Consider the following 26,477-nt stretch of genomic DNA (forward strand, 5'->3'; position numbering starts at 1 on the left):
CACTTTGATATATAGCGCGCCCTCTCCCACCCTAACAAGGTCAAAAGACCGATCCGGGAGCAGGTTCTAATCGCACAAGGAGCATTGAGATGTCATTGAGGAACATGAGGATCGGTCTGCGTGCCAGTCTGAGTTTTGGGGTGTTGGCCAGCTTGCTGGTGATTGTCGGGCTGTTCTGCCTGGGGCAGATGGCCAAGCTGCGCGAAAGCGCGCTGGTCATCGAACGGTCGTGGATGCCGAGCATCGAGAATATCCACGACAGCGCCGCCTTCGTGGCCAGCATCCGCCTGGAGGCCTTGCGCCTGGTGACCACCGATGAATCAAGGGTGCGCGACACGAGCAGAAACCTGATCACCCGCCAGCGCAGCGACCTGCAAACCCTGTTGGATCACCATGAAACCCTGCTGACCAACGACGAAGAGCGCGAGATGCTCAAGCAGGTGAAAACCGACGTGGCCGGCTACCTGGCGATCGTCAGCCAGATGGTTGATTTGATCGACAAGGATCAGCAGCAAGACGCCATTGACCTGCTCAACAACCGTCTCGCCCCTCAAGGCACGTTGCTCAGCCAGAGCCTGGAAAAGCTGATCGTCTTCAACCAGAACGGTGTCGAAGCCGCCGCCGATTCCGCTGCACAGATGTATTCGAGCGCGCAATGGGTGGTCGGCCTGATCATTGTGATTGCACTGATCGCCACCTTGCTGCTGGCCTGGCTGCTGACCCGCAGCATCACCGCGCCGCTCAGCCAGGCGCTGACCGTGGCGCGCACCATCGCCGCCGGCGACTTGAGCCAGCCGATCAAGGTGCAAGGCCATGACGAGCCGGCCCAATTGCTCAGTGCCCTGGCCACCATGCAGACACAGTTGCAGACCACTATCCGAGGCATCAGCGAGTCGGCGCAGCAATTGGCGTCGGCCGCCGAAGAAATGAGTTCGGTGATGGAACAAAGCACCCGTGGCCTGCAAGCGCAAAACGATGAAATCGAACAAGCCGCCACCGCTGTCACCGAAATGAGTGCGGCCGTGGACGAAGTGGCGGGCAATGCGGTGTCGAGCGCCGAAGCGTCCCAGGCCTCGGATGAAGACAGCAAGCACGGTCACTACCAGATCAGCGAAACCATCAGCTCGATTCAGAACCTGGTGGACGAAGTGCTCGGCGCCTCGAACAAGGCCGAAGGCCTGGCGGTGCAGGCCCAGGACATCAGCAAGGTGCTGGAAGTGATCCGTGGCATCGCCGGGCAAACCAACCTGCTGGCCCTCAACGCGGCGATTGAAGCCGCGCGTGCGGGTGAAGCCGGGCGCGGTTTTGCGGTGGTCGCCGATGAGGTGCGTTCCCTCGCGCAGCGCACCCAGGACTCCACCGAAGAAATCGAGCAAATGATCAGCGGTATCCAGCAAGGCACCCAAAATACCGTCGAAGCGCTGAACAGCAGCGCCGATCACGCCGGCCAGACCCTGCAACGGGCCAACAGCGCGGGCAACGCCCTGGAGAAAATCACCGCGGCCATTTCACAAATCAGCCAGCGCAACCTGGTAATCGCCAGCGCCGCCGAGCAGCAAGCGCTGGTTGCCCGTGAAGTGGACCGCAGCCTGGTGAATATCCGCGACCTGTCCACCCAGACCGCCGCCGGTGCGACCCAGACCTCGGCCGCCAGCCAGGAACTGTCGCGCCTGGCCGTGGACCTGAATGGGCTGGTGACGCGGTTTGTTCTGTAATCAGTGAAAGCGGCGTGCAACACTCGCCGCCTTATTGATTTAGGAATATTCCGTGAGACCTGTCGACACCCTTTACCTGCTGGGACTGGCTGCCATCTGGGGGGCGAGCTTTCTGTTCATGCGCATCATCGCGCCGGAAATCGGCCCCATCCCGACCGCATTTTTTCGCGTATCCATAGCCGCCGCCGGCTTGCTCGTAATGCTGGCGGTGATGCGAGTGAAGTGGGACTTCCAGGGCAAATTCAAAACCGTCCTGCTACTGGGTGTGATCAACTCCGGCATCCCGGCCACCCTGTATTCAGTGGCCGCCCAAGTGCTGCCGGCCGGTTACTCAGCGATCTTCAACGCCACCACGCCGTTGATGGGGGTGTTGATTGGCGGGCTGTTCTTCAGCGAACGCCTGACCGCGTCGAAAATCGCCGGGGTCAGCCTGGGCCTGCTTGGCGTTGGTGTGCTGACCCGTGCGGGACCGGTGGCGTTTGACCTGGAATTGTTGATGGGCGCCGTGGCCTGCCTGCTGGCCACCACCTGCTATGGCTTTGCCGGTTTCCTCGCACGGCGCTGGCTGGACCAGCGGGGTGGGTTGGACAGTCGCCTGTCGGCCTTGGGCAGCATGCTCGGCGCGACGTTGTTCCTGCTGCCGTTGTTTGCCTACAGTGCGATCAGCCATCCGCCCGCGAGTTGGGGTGGGTGGCAGGTGTGGGTGTCGTTGCTGGGGTTGGGATTGGGGTGTACGGCGTTTGCGTACGTGTTGTATTTCCGCTTGCTTACCGCCATTGGGCCGGTGAGATCGATGACCACGACGTTCCTGATTCCGCCGTTTGGCGTGCTATGGGGCGCGCTGCTGTTGGATGAGCCGTTGTCCATGGCGCATGTGTATGGCGGGGTGCTCATCGCGGGGGCGTTGTGGCTGGTGCTGCGACCGGGGAAGCTGGCTAGGGCGAGCTAGGCAGGTTTCATGTGGGTGCTGGCCAGCTGATTGTTGCAAAAATAAGTTAAATAAACCTCCGTTCCGGCCGATACCCCCTGAAAGCCTTGCGGATTGAACAACCATGCGTAATAACCAACCCGTTACCCAGCGCGAACGTACCTTCCCCGCTCAGCAACGGTTGATCTCAACCACAGATGCCAAAGGCGTGATCACCTACTGCAACGACGCTTTCGTCGAGATCAGTGGGTTCACCCGTGAAGAACTGCTGCGCGCGCCGCACAACCTGGTGCGTCACCCGGATGTGCCGGCGGCGGTGTTCGGGCATATGTGGACCACGCTCAAACAAGGCTTGCCATGGATGGGCATCGTCAAGAACCGCTGCAAGACCGGCGATCACTACTGGGTTAACGCCTATGTGACGCCGGTCTTCGAAGGCAACCAGGTGGTCGGCTACGAATCGGTGCGCATCAAGCCCACCGCCGAGCAGATCCGCCGGGCCGAAGCGCTCTACCAACGCATCAACCAGGGCAAGTCGGCCGTTCCCCAGCGGGACAAGTGGCTGCCGGTGTTGCAGGACTGGCTGCCGTTTATCCTGGTCAGCCAGTTGAGTTTCATGATCGGTGCGTCGCTCAATTCCCACTGGGGCTTTGCCCTGGCGGCAGGGTTGTCGGTGCCGTTGGGCCTGCTGGGCCTGAGCTGGCAACAGCGCGGCCTCAAGCGCCTGCTGCGCCTGGCCGAGCAGACCACCTCCGACCCGTTGATCGCGCAGATGTACACCGACAGCCGTGGCGCACAGGCGCGGTTGGAGATGTCGATCCTCAGCCAGGAAGCACGTCTGAAGACCTGTCTTACGCGCTTGCAGGACACTGCCGAGCATCTGAACGACCAGGCGGCGCAGTCCAACACCCTGGCGCACAACAGCTCCAGCGGTCTGGAGCGCCAGCGTGTGGAAACCGAGCAGGTGGCCACGGCGGTCAACCAGATGGCGGCGACCACCCAGGAAGTCGCCAGCCATGTGCAGCGCACGGCTGATGCCACCCAGGAAGCCAATCGCCTGACCGGTCGCGGCCGCGACATCGCCGGGGAAACCCGCGAGGCGATTCAGCGCCTGTCGGTGGCTGTGGGTGAGACCGGCGTGACCGTCACCCAACTGGCCAAGGACAGTGACGAGATCGGCGGCGTTGTCGACGTGATCAAAGGCATTGCCGACCAGACCAACCTGTTGGCGTTGAACGCCGCCATCGAAGCGGCGCGTGCCGGCGAGATGGGCCGAGGGTTTGCCGTGGTGGCCGACGAAGTGCGCCAGCTGGCGCAGCGTACGGCCGAGTCGACCGGGCAGATTCATGCCCTGATCGCCAAGCTGCAACAAACCGCCGCCGCGGCCGTGCAAACCATGGACGCCGGGCATCGCCAGGCTGAAGAAGGTGTGGCGCGGGTGATGGAAGCGGATCAGGCGTTGGTGGGAATCAGCGAAGCGGTGGCGCACATCACTGACATGACGACGCAGATTGCAGCAGCGACTGAAGAGCAAAGCTCGGTGGCTGAAGAGATCAGCCGCAACATCAGTACGATTGCGTTGTTGGCGGACCAGACGTCGGAGCAGGCGCTCAATTCGGCGCAATTGAGTGAAGAGCTGACGCATACGGCCAATACCCAGTATTCGCTGGTTGAGCGGTTTAACCGGTAGACCGCTATCGGGGGCAAGCCCCCTCCCACATTGGACCGAGTTCCAACTTTGGAATGTGGTCAAAATGTGGGAGGGGGCTTGCCCCCGATAGGGCCCTAAAGCCCACCCAAAAACCCAGCCACTGCCACCGCAGCAGCCTCCAGATGCTGCTCATGACTGAACCCCGATGCCTTCAACGGCTTCAAGTCATGATCTCCCGCCACCAACCAAATCACCTCGATGCTCGGTGACAGCACATACCCCTCCACCGCCGCCCGATTGCCCAACGCATCGCGCTCTCCCTGCACGATCAGCGTCGGCGTTTTCAGCCCCGCCAAATGTTCGACCCGTGGTTTTTCCGGCTTGCCCACGGCATAGAACGGATAGCCCAGGCACACCAGCCCTTCCGCGCCCAGTTCATCGGCCAACAAACTGGCCATGCGCCCGCCCATGGACTTGCCGCCAACGGCCAGTTTCCCAGCGACATGACGTCGCACCTCGGCATGCACCTCGCGCCAGGCTTCCAGCAGTTTCGGCGCCGGGTTCGGCGGGCGTTTGCCGCCGTCCAACCGGCGTTGGGCCATGTAGGGAAATTCGAAGCGCAGCACGTTGACGCCATGCCCGGCAAGGCGTGCAGCCATGTCGTTCATGAAGGATGAGTCCATCGGCGCACCGGCGCCGTGGGCCAGGATCAGCGTCACCGGCGGGCGCGCGATAGACCCTTTCGCCCCATCCCACAACCAGCCGCGTTCCCGCACACACTGCGCCCATTGATCCCCGTCAATACTGGCCTTGTGCTCTTTGCCCATGCTTGCCTCGCTATTTAGTCTGCCTATAACTCCAGCCCAAGTGCCGCACTTGCTTGGGTTGAACCGTGGATGGGGAACCATGAACACTACTTTAAGTACCGCCTATAACTACAAGGTGGTCCGCCAATTCGCCATTATGACGGTGGTGTGGGGCATCGTCGGCATGGGGCTCGGGGTTTTTCTCGCCGCCCAATTGGTTTGGCCCGCGCTCAACTTCGATTTGCCCTGGACCAGCTTTGGCCGTTTGCGCCCACTGCACACCAACGCGGTGATCTTCGCCTTCGGCGGCTGCGCGCTGTTTGCCAGCTCGTTCTATTCGGTGCAACGCACCTGCCAGACTCAGCTGTTCGCGCCGAAAATCGCCGCGTTCTGCTTCTGGGGCTGGCAACTGGTCATCCTGCTGGCCGCGATCACCTTGCCACTGGGCTACACCAGTTCCAAGGAATACGCCGAGCTGGAATGGCCGATCGACATCCTGATCACCATTGTCTGGGTGGCCTACGCCATCGTGTTCTTCGGCACGGTAATGAAGCGCAACACCAAGCATATCTATGTCGGCAACTGGTTCTTCGGTGCGTTCATCATCACCGTGGCGATTCTGCATATCGTCAACAACCTGGAAATCCCGGTCAGCCTGACCAAGTCCTACAGCCTCTACGGCGGTGCGACGGATGCCATGGTGCAGTGGTGGTATGGGCACAACGCGGTAGGCTTTTTCCTCACCGCTGGCTTCTTGGGGATGATGTACTACTTTGTGCCCAAGCAGGCCGAACGTCCGGTGTATTCCTATCGCTTGTCCATCGTGCACTTCTGGGCGCTGATCACACTGTACATCTGGGCCGGCCCGCACCACTTGCACTACACCGCGCTGCCGGACTGGGCACAGTCCCTGGGCATGGTGATGTCGCTGGTACTGCTGGCACCGAGCTGGGGCGGCATGATCAACGGCATGATGACCCTGTCGGGCGCCTGGCATAAGTTGCGCAGCGACCCGATCCTGCGTTTTCTCGTGGTCTCCCTGGCGTTCTACGGCATGTCGACCTTCGAAGGCCCGATGATGGCAATCAAGACCGTCAACGCCCTCTCCCACTACACCGACTGGACCATCGGCCACGTACATGCCGGCGCTCTCGGTTGGGTGGCGATGATTTCCATCGGCGCGCTGTACCACATGATCCCGAAAATCTTCGGTCGCGAGCAGATGTACAGCCTCGGCCTGATCAACGCGCACTTCTGGCTGGCCACCATCGGCACCGTGCTCTACATCGCCTCGATGTGGGTCAACGGCATTGCCCAGGGCCTGATGTGGCGGGCGATCAACGAAGACGGCACCTTGACCTACTCCTTCGTCGAAACCCTGGTGGCCAGTCACCCAGGCTTCATCGTGCGGCTGGTGGGCGGTGCGGTGTTCCTCAGCGGCATGTTCCTGATGGCTTACAACACCTGGCGCACCGTGCGTTCGCCGCAGCCAGTCGAAGCCACTACCACTGCGCAGTTGGCCTGAGGAGTCTGTAGATGAAACACGAAACGATTGAAAAGAACGTCGGCCTGCTGATGCTGCTCATGGTGCTTGCTGTGAGCATCGGCGGCCTGACCCAGATCGTCCCGCTGTTCTTCCAGGATGTGACCAACAAGCCGGTGGAAGGCATGAAACCCTACACCGCGCTGCAACTGGAAGGCCGCGACATCTACATCCGCGAAGGCTGTGTGCAGTGTCACTCGCAGATGATCCGCCCGTTCCGCGCCGAAACCGAACGCTACGGCCACTACTCCGTGGCGGGCGAGAGCGTGTGGGATCACCCGTTCCTGTGGGGCTCCAAGCGCACCGGTCCGGACCTGGCACGCGTCGGCGCCCGCTACTCGGACGACTGGCACCGCGCGCATTTGTACAACCCGCGCAACGTGGTGCCCGAGTCGAAAATGCCGGCCTACCCGTGGCTGGTCACGGCCCAGGTCGACAGCAGCCACACCGAGACCAAGTTGAAGGTGATGCGCACCCTCGGCGTGCCGTACACCGACGACGACATCACTGCCGCGGTCGCCAGCCTCAAGGGCAAGACCGAGATGGACGCGCTGGTTTCATACCTGCAAGTGCTCGGCACTGCCATCAAGAGCAAGAGGTGAGCCATGGGATTTGAATTCGATGCGGGCACCATCCGCGGCCTTGGCACGCTGGTCGTCGCCATTGCCTTTATCGGCCTGTCGCTGTGGGTGTTCAACAACCGGCGCAATGAGGAATTCGAGCAGGCGCGCCTGCTGCCCTTCGCCGATGAACCTTCTCCATCCGACGCTCAAGAAGCGCCTGCAACAAGGAGCAACCGGCCATGACCCTATTCTGGAGTACATGGATCTGCGTACTGACCCTCGGCAGCCTGATCGGCCTGACTTGGCTGTTGATCGGCACCCGCAAGGGCGAGACCAAAGGCAGCGTGGACCAGACCATGGGCCACGCCTTCGATGGCATCGAGGAATACGACAACCCGCTGCCCCAGTGGTGGTTCATGCTGTTCGCCGGCACTCTGGTGTTCGCGGTCGGCTACCTGGTCCTCTACCCCGGCCTGGGCAACTGGAAAGGCGTGCTGCCGGGTTATGAAGACGGCTGGACGTCGGCCAAGGAATGGGACAAGGAAATGGCCAAGGCCGACACCAGGTTCGGGCCGATCTTCGCCAAATTCTCGGCCATGCCTGTGGAAGAAGTAGCCAAGGACCCGCAGGCGCTGAAGATGGGCGGTCGCCTGTTCGCCTCCAACTGCGCGGTGTGCCACGGCTCGGATGCCAAGGGCGCGTTCGGCTTCCCCAACCTGGCGGACAACATCTGGCGCTGGGGCGGTTCGGCTGAGGCGATCAAGACCACCATCCTGAACGGTCGCCACGCGGCGATGCCGGCCTGGGGTGAGATGCTGGGTGATGACGGTGTGAAGAACGTTGCTGCCTATGTCCGCCACGATTTGGCCAAGTTGCCGCTGCCGGCCAACAGCACTGCCGACCTGGATGCGGGCAAAGCCGCGTTCAACACCACTTGCGTAGCGTGCCACGGGCCGGAAGGCCACGGCATGGAAGTCATGGGGGCGCCGAACCTGACGCTGCCAGGCGGCTATATCTACGGCACCAGCCTGGCGCAGTTGCAACAGACCATTCGCCATGGCCGTCAAGGCCAGATGCCGGCGCAGGAAGTGCTGCAAGGCAATGACAAGGTGCATCTGCTGGCCGCCTACGTGTACAGCCTGTCCCACAACGCTGATGGCGCAACGCCAGAAAGCCAACCTCAATAACTGTTACTTGTGGAGAGGGTGCTTGCTCCCTCTCCACAGTGACCGAGCCGTGTGACCGAGTGTCACACCCTTCCAAAGCACAACTTTCCCCCCTCGCCATTCGGGTCTACGCTTGACCCACAGCGGACCGATTCCGGCGTACGCAACGGCTAGCGTTGCGACCCCGTAAATTTCCTGTCCACTCGATCAGCTTTCGATTTCTGATTTTGTCCTTACGCCAAACATGGAAAGGGCGCAGAATCTGGCGTTGAACGCATTGATCCAGGTCAGCCATTGCGTTGCAATGGCCCCTCGCTTTCTACATACTTGCGGCCGATTTTACCTATAAAAAAACCTAAACCGTGGAACCTTAGAATGAGCACAGCAATCAGTCCGACTGCTTATAACTATAAGGTAGTCCGCCAGTTCGCCATCATGACGGTGGTCTGGGGGATCCTTGGCATGGGGCTCGGGGTGTTCATCGCCTCGCAACTGGTTTGGCCGGAATTGAATTTCGACTTGCCATGGACGACCTTCGGTCGCCTGCGCCCGCTGCACACCAACCTGGTGATTTTCGCCTTCGGCGGATGTGCCTTGTTTGCCACCTCCTACTATGTCGTGCAACGCACCTGCCAGACGCGACTGATCTCCGACGGCCTCGCCGCCTTTACCTTCTGGGGTTGGCAAGCAGTCATCGTCGGCGCCATCGTCAGCCTGCCGCTGGGCTACACCACCACCAAGGAATACGCCGAGCTGGAATGGCCGATCGCCATTTTGCTGGCGATTGTGTGGGTGACCTACGGTGCGGTGTTCTTCGGCACCATCGTCAAGCGCAAGACCAAGCACATCTACGTGGGCAACTGGTTCTACGGTGCGTTCATCGTGGTCACGGCGATGCTGCACATCGTCAACCACGCATCGTTGCCGGTCAGCCTGTTCAAGTCCTACTCGGCCTATGCCGGTGCGACGGATGCGATGATCCAGTGGTGGTACGGGCACAACGCCGTAGGTTTTTTCCTGACCACGGGTTTTCTGGGGATGATGTACTACTTCGTGCCGAAACAGGCCGAACGTCCTATTTACTCCTACCGTTTGTCCATCGTGCACTTCTGGGCGCTGATCACCCTGTACATCTGGGCCGGTCCGCACCATTTGCACTACACCGCGCTGCCGGACTGGGCGCAGTCCCTGGGCATGGCGATGTCGATCATCCTGCTGGCGCCCAGCTGGGGCGGCATGATCAACGGCATGATGACCCTCTCGGGCGCCTGGCATAAATTGCGCACCGACCCGATCCTGCGTTTCCTCGTGGTCTCCCTGGCGTTCTACGGCATGTCGACCTTCGAAGGGCCGATGATGGCGATCAAGACCGTCAACTCGCTGTCCCACTACACCGACTGGACCATCGGCCACGTACACGCCGGCGCCCTCGGTTGGGTGGCGATGATCTCCATCGGCGCGCTGTACCACATGATCCCCAAACTGTTCGGCCGTGCGCAGATGCACAGCGTCGGGCTGATCAACACGCACTTCTGGCTGGCCACCATCGGCACCGTGCTCTACATCGCCTCGATGTGGGTCAACGGCATCACCCAAGGCCTGATGTGGCGTGCGATCAACGATGACGGCACCCTCACCTACTCCTTCGTCGAAGCGCTGCAAGCCAGCCATCCCGGCTACATCGTCCGCGCCCTGGGTGGTGCGTTCTTTGCCACCGGTATGCTGTTCATGGCCTACAACGTCTGGCGCACCGTGCGTGCCTCCGACCCGGCGCAAGCCGAAGCCGCCGCCCAGATCGCCGTTGTGGGAGCCCACTGATGAAGCATGAAGTAGTCGAGAAGAACATCGGCCTGCTGGCCTTCTTCATGGTCATCGCCGTGAGTATCGGCGGCCTGACCCAAATCGTTCCGCTGTTTTTCCAGGACGTGACCAACAAGCCGGTCGAAGGCATGAAGCCGCGCACCGCCCTTGAACTGGAAGGCCGCGACGTCTACATCGCCAACGGCTGCGTGGGCTGCCACTCGCAGATGATCCGCCCGTTCCGCGCCGAAACCGAACGCTACGGCCACTACTCGGTGGCCGGTGAAAGCGTGTGGGACCACCCGTTCCTGTGGGGCTCCAAGCGCACCGGCCCGGACCTGGCCCGCGTGGGCGGGCGTTACTCCGACGACTGGCAGCGTGCGCACTTGTACAACCCGCGCAACGTGGTGCCTGAGTCGAAAATGCCGGCGTACCCGTTCCTCGTGGAAAACAAGCTCGACGGCAAGGACACCGCGAAGAAGATGGAAGTCTTGCGCACCCTGGGCGTGCCCTACACCGACGAAGACATCGCCGGTGCAGCCGCAGCCGTGAAGGGCAAGACCGAAATGGACGCATTGGTGGCCTACCTGCAAGGCCTTGGCACCATCATCAAAAGCAAACGGTGACCTACATGGATATCGGGATGATTCGTGGCCTGGGCACCGTTGTGGTGATGGTGGCCTTTATCGGCCTGGCGTTGTGGGTGTTCAGCCCCAAGCGCAAGTCGGAGTTTGAGGACGCGACCTTGCTGCCCTTTGCGGATGATCCCGAAGCCATCAAGCACGTCGAGCAAGCTTCTAGGAGTAACAAAGAATGACTACGTTCTGGAGTCTGTACGTCACAGTCCTCAGTCTGGGTACCATTTTCGCCCTGACCTGGCTGCTGCTGTCGACCCGCAAGGGCCAGCGCGCCGAGCAAACCGACGAGACCGTCGGCCACTCGTTCGATGGCATCGAGGAGTACGACAACCCGCTGCCCAAGTGGTGGTTCATGCTGTTCGTCGGCACCATCATCTTCGCCCTCGGCTACCTCGTGCTGTACCCCGGCCTGGGCAACTGGAAAGGCCTGCTGCCGGGCTACAACTACCTCGACAACGACAAGCAAACCCCCTTCGCCAACGGCCAGACCGGCTGGACCGGCGTGCACGAATGGGAAAAGGAAATGGCCAGGTCGGACGCCAAGTTCGGGCCGATCTTCGCCAAGTTCGCCTCGATGCCGATTGAGGAAGTCGCCAAGGACCCGCAAGCCCTGAAGATGGGTGGCCGCCTGTTCGCCTCCAACTGCTCGGTGTGCCACGGTTCCGACGCCAAGGGCGCCTACGGTTTCCCCAACCTGACCGACGCCGACTGGCGTTGGGGTGGCGAGCCGGCCACCATCAAGGAAACCATCATGAAGGGCCGCCATGCCGTGATGCCGGGCTGGTTGCCAGTCATTCATGAAGAAGGCGTCAGCGACGTGGCCGCCTACGTGGTCACCCAACTTGACGGTCGCAAGCTGCCGGAGGGTGTGAAGGCCGACGTGGCCAACGGCGAAAAACTCTTTGCCGCCAACTGCGTGGCCTGCCACGGCCCGGCCGGCAAAGGCACCCCGGCAATGGGCGCGCCAGACCTGACCCACCCCGGCGCCTTCATCTACGGTTCGAGCTACGCCCAACTGCAGCAGACCATCCGTTTCGGCCGTCAGGGCCAGATGCCGGCGCAGGAACAACTGCAAGGCAATGACAAGGTGCACCTGCTCGCGGCGTATGTTTACAGTTTGTCCCATGGGGACAAGAAGGCCGAGGAACAGTAAAGGCCTCGGACACAACCGAGCCCCGCCTGGCGAACGCTGGCGGGGCTTTGTTATTTCTGCAGCCTGGGCCAGGACCTGGGCGACCGTTGATAACCCCGGGTTGTGGTCCCTGCTGACTAAGTAGTAACGTACCTACATTGCATCTGATAAAGGGGGTTCCCCCATGACCATCACCACTATTTCCAGCCGCGAATTCAATCAAGACACAAGCGGTGCCAAAAAAGCGGCCCGGCAAGGGCCGGTTTTCATCACCGATCGCGGCAAACCTGCCCATGTACTGCTAAGCATTGAGGACTACCAGAAATTGACAGGTCTCAACGTCGACATCGTGGACCTGCTGGTGATGCCGGAAGCGGCCGATATGGAATTCGAAACCGAACGTGCCGTGATCACTCATCGACCCGTGGACCTCTCTTGATGTATCTACTCGACACCAACGTGATCTCTGAACTTCGTAAACCCCAGGCGGATGCGAATGTCGTGGCCTGGGCAAAAAGTGTCATCGCGTCCCACCTGTTTATTTCTGCGATTACGTTGAAGGAACTGGAAACCGGAGTGCTGCGCATTGAGCGCCGCGACCCCACGCAAGGGAAGGTACTGCGCACCTGGCTCAAGCGGCATGTGATGCCCGCGTTCGATGCCCGGATCCTGCCAATCGACGCCGCCGTCGCCTTACGTTGTGCACGCCTGCATGTACCCGACCGCGCCAATGAAAGTGACGCACTGATCGCTGCGACCGCCCTGGTCCATGGGCTCACGGTGGTCACGCGCAACGTCAGCGATTTCAAATCCAGCGGTGTCCCGCTGATTAATCCGTGGGACGAATGACCGTCCCACTCGCAAAAACCGACCATACTTGCCAAGTCAATTGATCCAGATCACGTACACCATCAATTGATTTCTCCCAACGCGACCAAAGGTCGCACCCTTTGCGCCGCATCGGGGGCGTATCATTACGCCACTGCAAGACCCCTAATTTGACCCCGGTTGGCACGTACTGGCCGAGGCAAATCTCCACCGCCGTGGGATGCAATGATGAGCGACCAAATACCGGTACATGACGTTACCCCGCCTGCCAAACACTCGACCACCACCGTCGATCTCTATGCCCCGCGCGAGAAAATCTACACCCGCGCGTTCACCGGCCTGTTCCGCAATTTGCGCATGCTCGGCGGCGCTGCGTTGTTCCTGCTCTACTTCGGCACGGTGTGGCTGAACTGGGGTGGTCACCAGGCCGTATGGTGGAACCTGCCGGAGCGCAAGTTCTTCATTTTTGGTGCGACCTTCTGGCCCCAGGACTTCATTCTGCTGTCGGGCATCCTGATCGTCGCCGCGTTTGGCCTGTTCTTTATCACGGTGTACGCCGGCCGCGTGTGGTGTGGTTATACCTGCCCGCAAAGCGTGTGGACGTGGATCTTCATGTGGTGCGAAAAAGTCACCGAAGGCGACCGTAACCAACGCATCAAACTGGATAAGGCGCCGATGGGCGCCAACAAGTTCCTGCGCAAATTCAGCAAGCACAGCCTGTGGCTGCTGATCGGCTTTGCCACCGGCATGACCTTCGTTGGCTACTTTTCGCCGATTCGCGAACTGGTGTTCGACTTCTTCACCGGCCAGGCCGACGGCTGGTCGTATTTCTGGGTCGGCTTCTTCACCCTCGCCACCTATGGCAACGCCGGCTGGCTGCGCGAACAGGTGTGCATCTACATGTGTCCGTACGCGCGCTTCCAGAGCGTGATGTTCGACAAAGACACCCTGATCGTCTCCTACGACCCACGCCGTGGCGAACTGCGTGGCCCGCGTAAAAAAGGGACCGACTACAAGGCCCAGGGCCTGGGCGATTGCATCGATTGCACGATGTGCGTGCAGGTATGCCCCACCGGCATCGACATCCGCGACGGCCTGCAGATCGAGTGCATCGGTTGCGCCGCGTGCATCGACGCCTGCGACAACATCATGGACAAGATGGAGTACCCGCGCGGCCTGATCAGCTACACCACCGAACACAACCTGTCCGGGCAAAAAACCCATAAGCTGCGCCCACGCCTGATCGGTTACGCCTTGGTGTTGCTGGCGATGATCAGCCTGTTGGCCGCTGCGTTTTTCATGCGCTCGCTGGTGGGCTTCGACGTGAGCAAGGACCGCGTGCTCTACCGCGAGAACGCCGAAGGCCGCATCGAAAACGTCTACAGCCTGAAGATCATGAACAAGGACCAGCGAGACCACACCTACGTGCTCGACGCCGCCGGCCTGCCCGACCTCAAGCTGCAAGGCCGCCGCGAAATCAAGGTGGCGGCCGGCGATATCGTCAGCATGCCGGTGGAGCTGTCGAGTGCGCCGGAACAACTGCCATCGAGCACCAACGAGGTGAAGTTCATCCTCACCGATGCCGATGACGCCAGCGTCCACATTGAAGCCAAGAGCCGATTCATCGGCCCACAAGTCCGATAAAGAGAGAACGGAACGATGCCCCTAGCCACTGCCGCAAGCCCTTGGTACAAGCACCTCTGGCCCTGGATCATCATCGGCATCCTCGCCTGCTCGGTGACCTTGACCTTGTCCATGGTGACCATCGCGGTGAACAACCCGGACAACCTGGTCAACGACAACTACTACGAGGCCGGCAAAGGCATCAACCGCTCCCTCGACCGCGAACGCCTGGCCCAGACCCTGCAACTGCGGGCCAAGCTGCACCTGGATGAACTGACCGGCGAAGTCGAACTGAACCTCACCGGCTACAGCAACCCGAACACCCTGGAACTGAACCTGATCTCCCCGACCCAGCCGGAGAAGGACCGCAAGATCAACCTGGCCCGCAGCGACAGCGAACCTGGCCGCTACATCGGCCAAGTCACCGACAAAGTCGAAGGCCGCCGCTTCGTGGAACTGCTCGGCGTGGAAGGCGACAAGACCTGGCGCCTGTTCGAAGAAGAAGAGGTCAGCCACGACAAGGACTTGCTGTTGGGGGATGAGCCGTTGCAGGGCGCCGAAGACCTGAAAAAATAAAGCCGCGCTTCGCGCATCGGGGGCAAGTCGAATCGTCGCACCGCCCCTCCCACATTTTGAATGTATTCACAGATCAAAGGTGGGAGGGGCGGTGCGACGATTCGACTTGCCCCCGATGAGGCCCTCCCAGCCAACCAAGATCCAGAACCATGACCAGCCCAACCCCCTGCTACCACTGCGCCCTGCCCGTCCCGCCCGGCAGCCGGTTCACCGCCGACATCCTCGGCGAGCGCCGCGAGCTCTGCTGTCCGGGCTGCCAGGCCGTAGCCGAAGCGATTGTGGCCGGAGGACTGGAAAGCTACTACCAGCACCGCAGCGAAGCTTCGGCCAACCCCGAGTCGCTACCGGTGCAACTGGTGGATGAACTGGCGCTGTACGACCGCGCCGATGTGCAAAAACCCTTCGTGCACCACCAAGGCGAACTGGCCGAAACCACCCTGCTGATGGAAGGCATCAGCTGCGCCGCCTGTGGCTGGCTGATCGAAAAACACCTGCGCAGCCTGCCCGCCGTGGCCGAGGCGCGGTTGAACCTGTCCAACCATCGCTTGCAGGTGCGCTGGGCCGACGGGCAACTGCCGTTGAGCCAGGTGCTCAGCGAATTGCGCCATATCGGCTATGCCGCCCACCCGTATCAAGCCGACCGCGCCGCCGAGCAACTGGCCAGCGAAAACCGCCTGGCCTTGCGCCAACTCGGCGTGGCCGGATTGCTGTGGTTTCAGGCGATGATGGCAACCATGGCCACCTGGCCCGAATTCAATATCGACCTGAGCCCGGAACTGCATGTGATCCTGCGCTGGGTGGCGATGTTTCTGACAACCCCCATCGTGTTCTACAGCTGTGCGCCGTTCTTCAAGGGCGCCATGCGTGACCTGCGCACGCGCCACCTGACCATGGACGTGTCGGTGTCCCTGGCCATTGGCGGGGCTTACCTGGCGGGTATCTGGACCGCGATCACGGGGGTCGGCGAGCTGTATTTCGATGCCGTGGGCATGTTTGCGCTGTTCCTGCTGGCCGGTCGCTACCTGGAGCGGCGCGCCCGCGAGCGCACAGCGGCGGCCACTGCCCAACTGGTCAACCTGCTGCCGGCTTCGTGCCTGCGCTTGAACGGCGACGGACAGAGCGAACGCATCCTGTTGAGCGAGCTGGTCCTGGGCGACTGCGTGCTGGTGCATCCGGGCGCGGTATTGCCAGCGGATGGCGTGATCCTCGACGGCCAGTCCAGCATCGATGAGTCCCTGCTCACTGGCGAATACCTGCCGCAACCGCGCCGGGTCGGCGACAGCGTCACCGCCGGCACCCTCAACGTCGAAGGCGCGCTGAACGTCGAAGTGCGCGCCCTCGGCCACGAGACACGCCTGTCCGCCATCGTGCGTCTGCTGGAGCGCGCCCAGGCCGAGAAACCGCGCCTGGCGCAAATCGCCGACCGCGCCGCGCAATGGTTTCTGCTGTGTTCGCTGATTGCCGCCGCATTGATCGGCCTGCTGTGGTGGGAGCTGGACTCATCACGGGCGTTCTGGATCGTGTTGGCCATGCTGGTAGCGACCTGCCCGTGTGCGTTGTCCCTGGCGACACCAACCGCCCTGACCGCCGCCACCGGCACCCTGCACAAACTCGGGCTGCTGCTGACCCGTGGGCATGTGCTGGAAGGCCTGAACCAGATCGACACGGTGATTTTCGACAAGACCGGCACCCTGACCGAAGGCCGCCTGGCCCTACGCGTCATCCGTCCCTTGGGCGAGCTGGGCAGCGACGATTGCCTGGGCCTCGCCGCCGCCCTGGAAAACCGCTCCGAACACCCGATTGCCCGCGCCTTTGGCCGTGCGCCATTGGCCGCTGACGAAGTACTCAGCACCCCCGGCCTGGGCCTGGAAGGTCGCGTGGGCGAGCGTCTGCTGCGTATCGGCCAGCCGGCGTTTGTCTGCGCACTCAGTGGCTGCCCGATCCCCGCCTCGCCGGACGATGCTGGGCAATGGCTGCTGCTCGGCGACCGCAGCGGCGCCCTCGCCTGGTTCGTGCTGGATGACCGCCTGCGCAGCGACGCCCCGGCGCTGCTCGCCGCGTGCAAGGCGCGCGGCTGGCGCACATTGCTGCTGTCCGGGGACAGTTCGCCGATGGTCGCCAGTGTCGCCCTTGAGCTGGGCATCGACGAAGCCCACGGCGGCCTGCGCCCCGACGACAAGCTGCAGGTGCTGCAACAGTTGCACAAGGAAGGCCGCAAGGTGCTGATGCTCGGCGATGGGGTCAACGACGTCCCCGTGCTCGCCGCCGCCGATATCAGCGTGGCCATGGGCTCGGCCACCGACCTGGCCAAGACCAGCGCCGATGCGGTGCTGCTCTCCAATCGCCTCGACGCCCTGGTGCAGGCCTTCAGTCTGGCGCGGCGCACTCGACGGGTGATTATTGAAAATCTGCTGTGGGCAGGCCTATACAATGGCCTGATGTTGCCGTTTGCTGCCTTGGGCTGGATCACGCCAATCTGGGCGGCGGTCGGCATGTCCATCAGTTCGTTGACCGTGGTGCTCAACGCCCTGCGCCTGACTCGCCTGCCGAGCGCGCAGGCCGTCAGCGCGCCCTCAATCACCCGCCCGCTGCCCGTATGAGCCGCGCGGGCCTGGAGTGCAGATGCCAGCTTTATACGTGATGATTCCGGCGGCGCTGCTGATAGTGGCCATCGCCATCTACATCTTCTTCTGGGCCGTGGACAGCGGCCAGTACGACGACCTCGACGGCCCGGCCCACAGCGTGCTGTTCGACGACCAGGACCCGAACCACCTGGCCGCCATCGACGAAGCCAACGGCCCGGATCAACCGCCCAAAGACCCGCCTCATGCTTGAATTGGCGCCGCTGCTGGTCTCCGCGCTGATCCTCGGCCTGCTGGGCGGCGGCCATTGCCTGGGCATGTGCGGCGGGCTGATGGGCGCGCTGACCCTGGCGATTCCCAAGGAACAACGCAGCCGCCGGTTTCGCCTGCTGCTGGCGTACAACCTGGGGCGCATCCTCAGTTACGCCACGGCCGGGCTGTTGGTCGGCCTGGCCGGCTGGGCCGTGGCCAATAGCCCGGCGGCGATGTTCATGCGCGTGCTCGCCGGCTTACTGCTGATCTGCATGGGCCTGTACCTGGCGGGTTGGTGGAGCGGCCTTACCCGCATTGAAAGCCTCGGACGCGGCCTGTGGCGGCATATCCAGCCGGTTGCCACGCGCTTGCTGCCGGTGTCGAGCCTGCCCCGCGCTTTGCTGCTGGGCGCGCTCTGGGGCTGGTTGCCGTGCGGTTTGGTCTACAGCACCCTGCTGTGGGCCGCGAGCCAGGGCAATGCGCTGGACAGTGCACTGCTGATGCTCGCGTTCGGGCTGGGCACCTGGCCGGTGCTGCTGGCGACCGGGCTGGCAGCCGAGCGCGTTACCGCGTTATTGCGCAAAAGCAGCGTGCGCATGGCCGGTGGCTTGCTGGTCATCGTGTTCGGGATCTGGACCTTGCCAGGACCGCACCAGCACTGGCTGATGGGCCATTGAATCGCCATGTGGCATAGCGCCGCTCCCCGTTGATGCAAATCAAGATGCCATCCCCGCCCCGCCCCTAGACTCGGCCCATTAGCCTATCCGGGGGACGCCCGCATGCTCGACGCCATTCGTTGGGACACCGATCTGATTCATCGCTACGACCTGGCGGGACCACGCTATACGTCCTACCCCACCGCCGTACAATTCGACAGCCAGGTCGGCACCTTCGACCTGCTCCACGCCCTGCGCGACAGTCGCAAGGCCGTGCGCCCCTTGTCGCTGTATGTGCATGTGCCGTTCTGCGCCAACATTTGCTACTACTGCGCCTGCAACAAGGTGATCACCAAGGACCGTGGCCGCGCCCAGGCGTACCTGCAACGCCTGGAGCAGGAAATCCAATTGGTGGCCTGCCACCTTGACCCGAAACAGCCGGTGGAACAGCTGCATTTCGGCGGCGGCACCCCGACGTTTCTCAGCCACGACGAACTGCGCCAGGTCATGGGCCGCCTGCGCCAGCATTTCCATTTGCTCGATGATGATTCCGGCGACTACGGCATCGAGATCGACCCACGCGAAGCCGACTGGGCCACCATGGGCCTGCTGCGTGAGCTGGGCTTCAACCGCGTCAGTATCGGCCTGCAAGACCTCGACCCCGAGGTACAGCGGGCGGTCAATCGCCTGCAAAGCCTGGAAGAGACCCGTGCGGTGATTGATGCGGCGCGCACCCTGCAGTTTCGCTCGATCAATATCGACCTGATCTACGGCCTGCCCAAGCAGACGCCGATCAACTTCGCGCGCACCGTGGAAGAGGTGATCAAACTGCAACCGGACCGCCTGTCGGTGTTCAACTACGCGCACCTGCCGGAGCGCTTCATGCCCCAGCGGCGCATCAACAGTGACGAGCTGCCGGCGCCGGCGGAAAAGTTGCTGATGCTGCAAACCACCATCGAGCAATTGACCCAGGCCGGCTATCGCTACATCGGTATGGACCACTTCGCGCTGCCGGATGACGAACTGGCCATCGCCCAGGAGGAAGGTACCCTGCAACGCAACTTCCAGGGCTACACCACCCACGGCCATTGCGACCTGATCGGCCTCGGTGTGTCGGCGATCAGCCAGATCGGCGACCTGTATTGCCAGAACAGCAGTGACCTCAACGGCTACCAGAACACCTTGGCCGGCGCGCAGTTGGCCACCAGCCGCGGCCTGGTCTGCACCACGGATGATCGGCTGAGGCGGGAGGTGATTCAGCAGTTGATCTGCACGTTCAGCCTGGCATTCGAACCGGTCGAACAGGCCTTCAACATTGATTTTCGTGGGTACTTCGACGAGATCTGGCCGCAACTTGAGGCCATGGCCGAGGACGGCCTGATCGAACTCGACGCCCAGGGCATCCGGGTGCTGCCCGCCGGCCGCTTGCTGGTGCGCTCGGTGTGCATGGTGTTCGATGCCTACCTGGAGCACCAGAACAGGCAACGATTTTCACGGGTGATCTAGTTACATCGACAACGAAGCGGCCTTGAGGGCACCATCAGCGCTCATGCTTTTCATCGCCTTGAGCAGGGAGCCCTGGGAGGTCATCAACCCGGCCTGCAGCGAACTGATAGCGCCCTGGATGTTGTTGGTCTTAACCCGGGCCTGCTCCGGCGTCAGGCTATTGTCATTCGCGACCGCCTGAAGCTCAGCCATTTTATCGGCGATCTGTTGCTTGAGCTTGCGGATCATTTTGAGGATCTGTTTAACGCTGTCGTCCAGGCCACTGCCATCAATATCGGAGTTGGCTTTACTCGCCACCGCCACCGCCTTGAACGCCGCGCCGGAAATCGTCACCTTCACGCCTTCCAGCACGTTGGTTTCGGCAGCCGGTGCAGCAGCCTGATCTTTTACGGCGGTTTCGGCCGCTGACTTCGCGCCCGACACTGTAGGAACTCGGATGGCAGGATTGTAGGCGGCGATGACAGACATCGTACGAGCTCCGGCGTATGGGAATGCCCTTGTATCGGCATCGGTACAAAAAGCTTTATACCGCTGCCGGTTTTTTGTACAGGCTGGCCTGACTGCACCCCAGTGCGTTACCCTTACGTCTTATGTGTGTTTTCCCACAAGGATTTAAGAAATGTCCGAGCCAGTCAAACTGCGCGCTCACAGCCAGGCTCACTGCAAGGATTGCAGCCTGGCCCCCCTCTGCCTGCCACTTTCGCTGAATCTGGAAGACATGGATGCGCTGGACGACATCGTTAAACGCGGGCGCCCGCTGAAAAAAGGCGAGTTTCTGTTTCGCCAGGGCGACAGGTTCGACTCCGTCTATGCAGTACGTTCGGGCGCGCTGAAGACCTTCAGCCTGAGCGACAACGGCGAAGAGCAGATCACCGGTTTCCACCTGCCTAGCGAACTGGTGGGTTTGTCGGGCATGGACACCGAGATGCATCCCGTGTCGGCCCAGGCGCTGGAAACTACGTCGGTGTGCGAAATCCCCTTCGAACGCCTGGATGAACTGGCCATACAGTTGCCTCAACTGCGCCGTCAGCTGATGCGCGTGATGAGCCGCGAAATCCGTGACGATCAGCAGATGATGCTGCTGCTTTCGAAGAAAACCGCCGACGAGCGCATCGCGACATTCCTGGTCAACCTCTCGGCGCGATTCCGGGCCCGTGGTTTCTCGGCCAACCAGTTCCGCTTGAGCATGTCGCGCAATGAAATCGGCAACTACCTGGGCCTGGCGGTGGAAACCGTGTCCCGCGTGTTCACCCGTTTCCAGCAGAACGAGTTGATTGCCGCCGAAGGCAAGGAAGTGCACATCCTCGACCCGATCCAGCTGTGCGCGCTGGCGGGTGGTTCTCTAGAGGGCTGATACAGACACTTGCGGCCGGGCCATTTGGCAAGGCCGCAGGTATACTTCGGGTCCGTTTTCCTCCCAGGACTCCTCGACGATGACCTTCGATTCGTTCGACATCAAATCCCTGATCCGCCCCGTCATCGACTTCCCCAAGCCTGGGGTGATCTTCCGTGACATCACGCCGCTGTTCCAATCGCCCAAGGCCCTGCGCCTGGTGGCCGACACCTTTGCCCATCGCTATGTCGAAGCCGACTTCACCCACATCGGCGCGATGGATGCCCGCGGCTTCCTGATCGGCTCGATCATTGCCTATCAACTGAACAAACCGCTGATCCTGTTCCGCAAGCAAGGCAAGCTGCCGGCGGACGTGCTGGCCGAGGGTTACCAGACCGAATACGGCGAAGCCTTCCTGGAAGTGCACGCCGACAGCCTGTGCGAAGGCGACTCGGTGTTGATGTTCGATGACCTGATCGCCACGGGCGGCACCCTGATTGCCGCGGCGAACCTGGTGCGACGCATGGGCGCGAAGATTTTTGAAGCGGCAGCGATTATTGATTTGCCGGAGCTGGGTGGCTCGCAGCGGTTGGAAGATATGGGGATTCCGACGTTTTGCCTGACGCAGTTTGCGTTGACTGAAAGGTAGAGGTTGTCGGGGCCGGCCCCATCGGGGGCAAGCCCCCTCCCACCTTTGATCTGTGAATACATTCAACATGTGGGAGGGGGCTTGCCCCCGATGCAGTGTCTCAGTCAAAGAATGTGTTGACTGAGACCCCCACATTTTCAGCCCTGCGCTGATCGTCAGAGGGCGATGGGCTTGCGACCGGCAAAGGAGTGGGCCAGGGTGCCGCCATCCACCAATTCCAGCTCGCCCCCCAGCGGAACGCCATGGGCGATACGCGAAGTGATCAGGCCTTTGTTGCTCAACAGTTGAGCGATGTAATGGGCGGTGGCTTCGCCTTCCACGGTCGGGTTGGTGGCCAGGATCACCTCGGTAAAGGTGCCCTGCTCTTCAATCCGCGCTACCAGTTGCGGAATGCCGATGGCTTCCGGGCCCAGGCCGTCGAGCGGCGACAGGTGCCCCTTGAGCACAAAGTAGCGCCCGCGATAGCCGGTCTGCTCCACCGCGTAGACGTCCATCGGGCCTTCCACCACGCACAACAACGTGTCGTCGCGGCGCGGGTCGGCGCATTGCGGGCAGAGGTCTTCTTCGGTGAGGGTGCGGCACTGGCGGCAGTGGCCGACGCCCGTCATGGCCTGGCTCAGGGCCTGGGCCAACCGGGTGCCGCCGCTGCGATCACGCTCCAGCAGTTGCAGCGCCATGCGCTGGGCGGTTTTCTGGCCGACGCCCGGCAACGTGCGCAGGGCGTCGATCAGTTGGCGAATCAGGGGGCTGAAGCTCATGGGCATTGGTCCGACAAAACAACGAGACGCGGTTTATACCCGCGCCCCGGATTAGCGTCAAATCCTCAATCCTGCGCGACCCGCACCACCAACTTGCCGAAGTTGCGCCCTTCAAGCAGACCGATAAAGGCTTCGGGCGCCTGCTCCAGGCCATCGACCACGTCCTCGCGGAACTTGATCTTGCCATCACGCACCCAAGGCGCCATGGCACTGAGGAACTCGGGCTGGCGATCACCGTAGTCGTCGAACACGATAAAGCCCTGGATGCGTACCCGCTTGGTCAGCAAGGTGCGTTGCAGCGCCGGCAGGCGATCAGGGCCGCTGGGGGCTTCATGGGCGTTGTAGCCGGCAATCAGGCCGCACAGGGGAATGCGCGCCTTGGGGTTGAGCAAGGGCAGCACGGCGTCGAATACCTTGCCGCCGACGTTCTCGAAATAGATGTCCACGCCCTTGAAGCAGGCCTGGGCCAGTTGATCGGCGAAGTCTGCGCTCTTGTGGTCGATACAGGCATCGAAGCCCAGCTCGTCCACCACATAGCGGCACTTGTCGGCGCCGCCCGCAATACCGATCACACGCAAGCCCTTGAGCTTGGCCACCTGCCCCACTACCGAGCCGACCGCACCGGATGCCGCAGCCACCACCAAGGTTTCGCCGGCCTTGGGCTGGCCGATGTCCATCAGGCCCATGTAGGCGGTCATGCCGGGCATGCCCAGCACACCAAGTGCCATGGATGGGCTCGCCAGCCCCTTGGGCACCGGAATGAGGTTGCGGCCGTCGGAAATGCTGTGGCTCTGCCAACCCGTGGCGCCGACCACCAGATCACCCACTTCGAATTTTGGATTACGCGACTGCTCGATACGGCTGACAGCACCACCGGTCATCACCTCGTCGATTTCCACCGGTGCGGCATAGGAAGGTGCGTCGCTCATGCGCCCGCGCATGTAGGGATCGAGGGACAGGTAGAGGGTCTTGAGCAGGACCTGGCCGTCCGCCAGCTCCGGCAGGCTCACGCGTTCCAGGCGAAAGTTTTCCGGAGTGGGCGCGCCTTGGGGCCGCGAGACCAGCACGATGCGTTGGTTCAGGGTGAGTTCTTGAGGCATCAGGGGGCTCCTTATCGAATTGATCGGTATAGGGTGCAGACCATCGGTGCCGTGCCAGGGTTCGATCGGGGTTTGATTGAAAGCGGCACAAACAAAAATGCCAGGCACTGGGCCTGGCATTGGAGTCTAGCTAACGCTGGATAATCAGAACGGCATCTTCATGCCCGGCGGCAGTTGCATGCCGGCGGTCGCGGCGCCCATTTTTTCCTGGCTGTTGGCTTCGATCTTGCGCACGGCGTCGTTGACGGCCGCGGCGAACAGCGCTTCAAGCATTTCCAGGTCATCTTCACCCACGCCCGGCAGCACGCTTGGGTCGATGCTCACGCGCTTGATGTCGTGACGACCGGTCATCACCACGCTGACCATATCGCCACCGGCTTTACCGGTGACTTCGGCGTTGGCCAGTTCTTCCTGCATCTTGGCCATCTTTTCCTGCATCTGCTGCGCCTGCTTCATCAGGCCGGCCATGCCACCTTTCATCATGGGAATCACCTCAAAAGTACGTGGATCAAGTTAGTAGCCCGGTGTCATGACGCTTGGGGCACCGGGGCTTCGACAGGTTCAATAGTATCGTGACGGACGACCGCCCCAAACTGTTGCATCATTTGCTGGATGAGCGGGTCTGCGTGGATCGAATCCTCAGCCTCGCGCTGACGGTTGATACGCCGGCGGGTCGCGGCCTGGGCCGGGGTTTCCTGCTCGGGCTTGATCAACTCGATGGCGATGGTCAGCGTGCGCCCATGGTACTGGTTCAGCGCATCGTTGAGGCGACGCTGCTGGGTCGCGTTGAACAGGGCGCTGTGGGCCGGGTCCAGGTGCAACAGCCAGTGGTCGCCATCAATGGAAATCAGTGTGCAGTTGGCGGCGATGCTGCCGGTCATGCCGGAGATCGGCAGTTTCGGGAACAGTTCCAGCCATTGCAACGCCAGGCCGGTGGCCGGGGCTGCGGCAGGCTCTGCTTCGGGCTCGGGGGCCGGCTCGGCAGTGTGTTCGCTGGCAAGGTCGTCCAGGTAGCTGTAGGCCGAATCCATGTCCGGCTCGATGTAGTCTTCATCAAGCGGCGGCTCGTCGTCGAGGTCGATGCCTGGGGTTGCGGCTTCAACCTGAGCGACGGTCGGCTCAGGGACCGGTGCGGACACCCACTCCGGGGCATCCGGCACCACGCTGTCCGGAGTTGGCGCGGGCATCGGGGTCAACTCGGGCTGCTCGCCAGTGGTTTCCAGTACAGGCTCCACGGCGGGCTGCTGCTCGGGCTCGGCTTCGGTCTCCACCGGGTCGTTCCAGGGCAGATCGACCACGGGCGCAGGTTCCGGCTCCACCACCGGTGCCGGCTCAACCACTGGCGCGACCACAACGGGCTCAGGCTCAGGAGCCTGCGCAACAGGCGCAGGGGCCGCGACCACTGGCGCAACCACCGCCGCGCCAGCCACTGGTTTGGCGGAATCAACTGTGGCCTGGCTGATCCCCACTGGCTTTAGCGGCTGTCTCGGCGCGTCGGCCGTATCGGCGGGCCGGAAGGCCAGCATCCGCAGCAAGACCATCTCAAAGCCACCGCGTGGGTCCGGCGCCAGGGGCAGGTCGCGACGGCCGATCAGTCCCATCTGGTAGTAGAACTGCACATCTTCGGCCGGCAACGCCTGAGCCAGACCCAACACGCGGTCGCGGTCGCCATGGCCGTTGTCGACACCTTCAGGCAAGGCCTGGGCGATGGCAACGCGGTGCAGCACATTGAGGATTTCCGAGAGCACGCCGTTCCAGTCCGGGCCTTGCTCGGAGAGGTGGCGCACGGCTTCGAGCAATGCCTTGGCGTCACCTTCGATCAGGGCGTGCAGCACGTCGAACACCTGGCCATGGTCGAGGGTGCCGAGCATGGCGCGCACATCGGCGGCCATGACCTTGCCTTCACCAAAGGCGATGGCCTGGTCGGTGAGGCTCATGGCATCACGCATCGAGCCATCGGCGGCGCGGCCGAGCAGCCACAACGCGTCGTCTTCGAACGGTACGTTTTCGACGCCCAGCACGTGGGTCAAATGCTCGACCACACGCTCGGGGGTCATGTTTTTCAGGGAGAACTGCAGGCACCGCGACAGAATCGTTGCGGGAAGTTTCTGCGGGTCGGTGGTGGCCAGGATGAATTTGACGTAGGGCGGCGGCTCTTCCAGGGTTTTCAACAGCGCGTTGAAGGAATGGCTGGACAGCATGTGCACTTCGTCGATCAGGTAGACCTTGAAGCGGCCGCGGCTCGGCGCGTACTGCACATTGTCGAGCAGTTCGCGGGTGTCTTCGACCTTGGTGCGGCTCGCGGCGTCGATCTCGATCAGGTCGACAAAACGCCCTTCGTCGATTTCCCGGCACACCGAGCAAGTCCCGCAGGGCGTCGAAGTGATACCGGTTTCACAGTTCAGGCATTTGGCGATGATGCGCGCAATGGTGGTCTTGCCCACCCCGCGCGTACCGGTGAACAGGTAGGCGTGGTGCAGCCGTTGGCTGTCCAAGGCATTGATCAGAGCCTTGAGCACATGGGTCTGGCCGACCATTTCGCGGAACGAGCGCGGACGCCATTTACGTGCAAGAACCTGATAACTCATCGAAAACCGTCGCAACTGGGAAGCGGAAGCCGGTAATGCTAGCGGAGCAAGGGGGAAATTGCATCCGGCACGCTCGCCTAATCT

General features: G+C 62.1%; 27 protein-coding genes and 1 pseudogene. 22 read left to right on the forward strand and 6 right to left on the reverse strand.

The genetic code is table 11. From position 1 onward, the window contains the following. Positions 1–104: 104 nt before the first annotated feature. The 4 genes and pseudogenes from EJD88_RS27455 to EJD88_RS04435 all read left to right on the forward strand — a co-directional run. Positions 105–857: pseudogene (locus tag EJD88_RS27455) on the forward strand (MCP four helix bundle domain-containing protein); the annotation flags it as partial. An 81-nt stretch (positions 858–938) separates the two neighbouring features. Beyond that, positions 939–1,715, forward strand: a complete 777-nt coding sequence (locus EJD88_RS27460) for a methyl-accepting chemotaxis protein (RefSeq protein ID WP_371926531.1) — start codon at positions 939–941, stop codon at positions 1,713–1,715. A 52-nt stretch (positions 1,716–1,767) separates the two neighbouring features. After that, a complete protein-coding gene (locus EJD88_RS04430; protein ID WP_158876952.1) occupies positions 1,768–2,664 on the forward strand; it encodes a DMT family transporter in 897 nt (298 codons plus the stop codon). A 103-nt stretch (positions 2,665–2,767) separates the two neighbouring features. Next, on the forward strand, positions 2,768–4,333 hold the full coding sequence (locus EJD88_RS04435; RefSeq protein ID WP_112196426.1) for a PAS domain-containing methyl-accepting chemotaxis protein: 1,566 nt from the start codon (positions 2,768–2,770) through the stop codon (positions 4,331–4,333). A gap of 95 nt (positions 4,334–4,428) precedes the next feature. Here EJD88_RS04435 and EJD88_RS04440 read toward each other — a convergent pair whose 3' ends face one another. After that, positions 4,429–5,121: an alpha/beta family hydrolase gene (locus tag EJD88_RS04440; protein WP_158876954.1), complete on the reverse strand. Its 693-nt coding sequence runs from the start codon at positions 5,119–5,121 to the stop codon at positions 4,429–4,431. Positions 5,122–5,200: 79 nt separating this feature from the next. Between EJD88_RS04440 and ccoN (EJD88_RS04445) the strand changes: the two genes are divergently transcribed. The 16 genes from ccoN (EJD88_RS04445) (at position 5,201) to hemN (ending at position 19,965) form a co-directional block, all read left to right on the forward strand. Further along, on the forward strand, positions 5,201–6,625 hold the full coding sequence (gene ccoN, locus EJD88_RS04445; RefSeq protein WP_099582656.1) for a cytochrome-c oxidase, cbb3-type subunit I: 1,425 nt from the start codon (positions 5,201–5,203) through the stop codon (positions 6,623–6,625). A gap of 11 nt (positions 6,626–6,636) precedes the next feature. Then, the gene (gene ccoO / locus EJD88_RS04450; protein WP_099582657.1) at positions 6,637–7,245 is read left to right on the forward strand and encodes a cytochrome-c oxidase, cbb3-type subunit II; all 609 of its coding nucleotides are present in this window, start codon (positions 6,637–6,639) and stop codon (positions 7,243–7,245) included. 3 nt (positions 7,246–7,248) lie between these two features. Then, on the forward strand, positions 7,249–7,449 hold the full coding sequence (locus EJD88_RS04455; protein ID WP_099582658.1) for a cbb3-type cytochrome c oxidase subunit 3: 201 nt from the start codon (positions 7,249–7,251) through the stop codon (positions 7,447–7,449). Next, positions 7,446–8,393: a cytochrome-c oxidase, cbb3-type subunit III gene (gene ccoP / locus EJD88_RS04460; RefSeq protein WP_099582659.1), complete on the forward strand. Its 948-nt coding sequence runs from the start codon at positions 7,446–7,448 to the stop codon at positions 8,391–8,393. The genes EJD88_RS04455 and ccoP (EJD88_RS04460) overlap by 4 nt, the downstream gene beginning before the upstream one ends. Before the next feature lie 354 nt (positions 8,394–8,747). Further along, positions 8,748–10,190: a cytochrome-c oxidase, cbb3-type subunit I gene (ccoN, locus tag EJD88_RS04465; protein ID WP_112196428.1), complete on the forward strand. Its 1,443-nt coding sequence runs from the start codon at positions 8,748–8,750 to the stop codon at positions 10,188–10,190. Further along, positions 10,190–10,798, forward strand: coding sequence for a cytochrome-c oxidase, cbb3-type subunit II (ccoO, locus tag EJD88_RS04470; protein WP_003193167.1), 609 nt, complete (start codon positions 10,190–10,192; stop codon positions 10,796–10,798). Before ccoN (EJD88_RS04465) ends, ccoO (EJD88_RS04470) begins: the two co-directional genes overlap by 1 nt. A 5-nt stretch (positions 10,799–10,803) precedes the next feature. Continuing rightward, positions 10,804–10,989, forward strand: a complete 186-nt coding sequence (locus tag EJD88_RS04475; protein WP_003175465.1) for a CcoQ/FixQ family Cbb3-type cytochrome c oxidase assembly chaperone — start codon at positions 10,804–10,806, stop codon at positions 10,987–10,989. Beyond that, entirely contained in the window at positions 10,986–11,963 is a 978-nt protein-coding gene (ccoP, locus tag EJD88_RS04480; protein ID WP_099582661.1) for a cytochrome-c oxidase, cbb3-type subunit III, read from the forward strand. Before EJD88_RS04475 ends, ccoP (EJD88_RS04480) begins: the two co-directional genes overlap by 4 nt. A gap of 163 nt (positions 11,964–12,126) precedes the next feature. Beyond that, a complete protein-coding gene (locus EJD88_RS04485) occupies positions 12,127–12,381 on the forward strand; it encodes a type II toxin-antitoxin system Phd/YefM family antitoxin (protein WP_158876956.1) in 255 nt (84 codons plus the stop codon). After that, positions 12,381–12,791, forward strand: coding sequence for a type II toxin-antitoxin system VapC family toxin (locus EJD88_RS04490; RefSeq protein ID WP_099582663.1), 411 nt, complete (start codon positions 12,381–12,383; stop codon positions 12,789–12,791). Before EJD88_RS04485 ends, EJD88_RS04490 begins: the two co-directional genes overlap by 1 nt. 207 nt (positions 12,792–12,998) lie before the next feature. Then, positions 12,999–14,414: a cytochrome c oxidase accessory protein CcoG gene (ccoG, locus tag EJD88_RS04495; RefSeq protein WP_158876958.1), complete on the forward strand. Its 1,416-nt coding sequence runs from the start codon at positions 12,999–13,001 to the stop codon at positions 14,412–14,414. Positions 14,415–14,429: 15 nt separating this feature from the next. Continuing rightward, entirely contained in the window at positions 14,430–14,969 is a 540-nt protein-coding gene (locus tag EJD88_RS04500; RefSeq protein WP_099582665.1) for a FixH family protein, read from the forward strand. Positions 14,970–15,118: 149 nt separating this feature from the next. Continuing rightward, positions 15,119–17,569: a heavy metal translocating P-type ATPase gene (locus EJD88_RS04505; RefSeq protein WP_158876960.1), complete on the forward strand. Its 2,451-nt coding sequence runs from the start codon at positions 15,119–15,121 to the stop codon at positions 17,567–17,569. A 22-nt stretch (positions 17,570–17,591) separates the two neighbouring features. Then, positions 17,592–17,804: a cbb3-type cytochrome oxidase assembly protein CcoS gene (gene ccoS, locus EJD88_RS04510; protein ID WP_099582667.1), complete on the forward strand. Its 213-nt coding sequence runs from the start codon at positions 17,592–17,594 to the stop codon at positions 17,802–17,804. Continuing rightward, a complete protein-coding gene (locus tag EJD88_RS04515) occupies positions 17,797–18,480 on the forward strand; it encodes a sulfite exporter TauE/SafE family protein (RefSeq protein WP_158876962.1) in 684 nt (227 codons plus the stop codon). The genes ccoS and EJD88_RS04515 overlap by 8 nt, the downstream gene beginning before the upstream one ends. A 102-nt stretch (positions 18,481–18,582) precedes the next feature. Then, positions 18,583–19,965 (forward strand): oxygen-independent coproporphyrinogen III oxidase, encoded by a 1,383-nt coding sequence (gene hemN, locus EJD88_RS04520; protein ID WP_112196432.1) that lies wholly within the window; start codon positions 18,583–18,585, stop codon positions 19,963–19,965. Here the strand turns inward: hemN and EJD88_RS04525 are convergent, their stop codons facing one another. Further along, on the reverse strand, positions 19,966–20,433 hold the full coding sequence (locus tag EJD88_RS04525) for a hypothetical protein (RefSeq protein ID WP_158876963.1): 468 nt from the start codon (positions 20,431–20,433) through the stop codon (positions 19,966–19,968). A gap of 151 nt (positions 20,434–20,584) precedes the next feature. Here EJD88_RS04525 and fnr point away from each other — a divergent pair, with 151 nt between their 5' ends. Together fnr and EJD88_RS04535 are read left to right on the forward strand one after the other, a co-directional pair. Then, positions 20,585–21,319 (forward strand): fumarate/nitrate reduction transcriptional regulator Fnr, encoded by a 735-nt coding sequence (fnr, locus tag EJD88_RS04530; protein WP_099582671.1) that lies wholly within the window; start codon positions 20,585–20,587, stop codon positions 21,317–21,319. Between the two features lie 79 nt (positions 21,320–21,398). Further along, positions 21,399–21,947, forward strand: coding sequence for an adenine phosphoribosyltransferase (locus EJD88_RS04535; protein ID WP_112196434.1), 549 nt, complete (start codon positions 21,399–21,401; stop codon positions 21,945–21,947). 155 nt (positions 21,948–22,102) lie between these two features. Here EJD88_RS04535 and recR read toward each other — a convergent pair whose 3' ends face one another. The 4 genes from recR to dnaX form a co-directional block, all read right to left on the reverse strand. Beyond that, positions 22,103–22,705 (reverse strand): recombination mediator RecR, encoded by a 603-nt coding sequence (gene recR / locus EJD88_RS04540; protein ID WP_032887656.1) that lies wholly within the window; start codon positions 22,703–22,705, stop codon positions 22,103–22,105. A 65-nt stretch (positions 22,706–22,770) separates the two neighbouring features. Continuing rightward, entirely contained in the window at positions 22,771–23,805 is a 1,035-nt protein-coding gene (locus EJD88_RS04545; RefSeq protein WP_099582673.1) for an NADP-dependent oxidoreductase, read from the reverse strand. A 144-nt stretch (positions 23,806–23,949) separates the two neighbouring features. Further along, on the reverse strand, positions 23,950–24,288 hold the full coding sequence (locus tag EJD88_RS04550; RefSeq protein WP_099582674.1) for a YbaB/EbfC family nucleoid-associated protein: 339 nt from the start codon (positions 24,286–24,288) through the stop codon (positions 23,950–23,952). A gap of 44 nt (positions 24,289–24,332) precedes the next feature. Further along, positions 24,333–26,393 (reverse strand): DNA polymerase III subunit gamma/tau, encoded by a 2,061-nt coding sequence (dnaX, locus tag EJD88_RS04555; RefSeq protein ID WP_158876965.1) that lies wholly within the window; start codon positions 26,391–26,393, stop codon positions 24,333–24,335. Positions 26,394–26,477 lie beyond the last annotated feature (84 nt).

This window comes from Pseudomonas sp. PB105 (genome assembly GCF_009764655.1).
Classification (GTDB): Bacteria; Pseudomonadota; Gammaproteobacteria; order Pseudomonadales; family Pseudomonadaceae; genus Aquipseudomonas; species Aquipseudomonas cyclaminis.

Excerpts from the sequence above, each read along its gene's own strand:
- ccoO (WP_099582657.1), top strand. The coding sequence starts at position 6,637 with ATGAAACACGAAACGATTGAAAAGAACGTCGGCCTGCTGATGCTGCTC.
- fnr (WP_099582671.1), top strand. The coding sequence starts at position 20,585 with ATGTCCGAGCCAGTCAAACTGCGCGCTCACAGCCAGGCTCACTGCAAG.
- EJD88_RS04435 (WP_112196426.1), top strand. The coding sequence starts at position 2,768 with ATGCGTAATAACCAACCCGTTACCCAGCGCGAACGTACCTTCCCCGCT.
- ccoO (WP_003193167.1), top strand. The coding sequence starts at position 10,190 with ATGAAGCATGAAGTAGTCGAGAAGAACATCGGCCTGCTGGCCTTCTTC.
- EJD88_RS04545 (WP_099582673.1), bottom strand. The coding sequence starts at position 23,805 with ATGCCTCAAGAACTCACCCTGAACCAACGCATCGTGCTGGTCTCGCGG.
- EJD88_RS27460 (WP_371926531.1), top strand. The coding sequence starts at position 939 with ATGGAACAAAGCACCCGTGGCCTGCAAGCGCAAAACGATGAAATCGAA.
- EJD88_RS04455 (WP_099582658.1), top strand. The coding sequence starts at position 7,249 with ATGGGATTTGAATTCGATGCGGGCACCATCCGCGGCCTTGGCACGCTG.
- EJD88_RS04485 (WP_158876956.1), top strand. The coding sequence starts at position 12,127 with ATGACCATCACCACTATTTCCAGCCGCGAATTCAATCAAGACACAAGC.
- EJD88_RS04440 (WP_158876954.1), bottom strand. The coding sequence starts at position 5,121 with ATGGGCAAAGAGCACAAGGCCAGTATTGACGGGGATCAATGGGCGCAG.
- EJD88_RS04550 (WP_099582674.1), bottom strand. The coding sequence starts at position 24,288 with ATGATGAAAGGTGGCATGGCCGGCCTGATGAAGCAGGCGCAGCAGATG.
- hemN (WP_112196432.1), top strand. The coding sequence starts at position 18,583 with ATGCTCGACGCCATTCGTTGGGACACCGATCTGATTCATCGCTACGAC.
- ccoP (WP_099582661.1), top strand. The coding sequence starts at position 10,986 with ATGACTACGTTCTGGAGTCTGTACGTCACAGTCCTCAGTCTGGGTACC.
- ccoN (WP_112196428.1), top strand. The coding sequence starts at position 8,748 with ATGAGCACAGCAATCAGTCCGACTGCTTATAACTATAAGGTAGTCCGC.
- EJD88_RS04515 (WP_158876962.1), top strand. The coding sequence starts at position 17,797 with ATGCTTGAATTGGCGCCGCTGCTGGTCTCCGCGCTGATCCTCGGCCTG.
- EJD88_RS04500 (WP_099582665.1), top strand. The coding sequence starts at position 14,430 with ATGCCCCTAGCCACTGCCGCAAGCCCTTGGTACAAGCACCTCTGGCCC.
- EJD88_RS04505 (WP_158876960.1), top strand. The coding sequence starts at position 15,119 with ATGACCAGCCCAACCCCCTGCTACCACTGCGCCCTGCCCGTCCCGCCC.
- EJD88_RS04535 (WP_112196434.1), top strand. The coding sequence starts at position 21,399 with ATGACCTTCGATTCGTTCGACATCAAATCCCTGATCCGCCCCGTCATC.
- ccoG (WP_158876958.1), top strand. The coding sequence starts at position 12,999 with ATGAGCGACCAAATACCGGTACATGACGTTACCCCGCCTGCCAAACAC.
- EJD88_RS04475 (WP_003175465.1), top strand. The coding sequence starts at position 10,804 with ATGGATATCGGGATGATTCGTGGCCTGGGCACCGTTGTGGTGATGGTG.
- ccoN (WP_099582656.1), top strand. The coding sequence starts at position 5,201 with ATGAACACTACTTTAAGTACCGCCTATAACTACAAGGTGGTCCGCCAA.
- EJD88_RS04490 (WP_099582663.1), top strand. The coding sequence starts at position 12,381 with ATGTATCTACTCGACACCAACGTGATCTCTGAACTTCGTAAACCCCAG.
- EJD88_RS04525 (WP_158876963.1), bottom strand. The coding sequence starts at position 20,433 with ATGTCTGTCATCGCCGCCTACAATCCTGCCATCCGAGTTCCTACAGTG.
- ccoS (WP_099582667.1), top strand. The coding sequence starts at position 17,592 with ATGCCAGCTTTATACGTGATGATTCCGGCGGCGCTGCTGATAGTGGCC.
- recR (WP_032887656.1), bottom strand. The coding sequence starts at position 22,705 with ATGAGCTTCAGCCCCCTGATTCGCCAACTGATCGACGCCCTGCGCACG.
- ccoP (WP_099582659.1), top strand. The coding sequence starts at position 7,446 with ATGACCCTATTCTGGAGTACATGGATCTGCGTACTGACCCTCGGCAGC.
- dnaX (WP_158876965.1), bottom strand. The coding sequence starts at position 26,393 with ATGAGTTATCAGGTTCTTGCACGTAAATGGCGTCCGCGCTCGTTCCGC.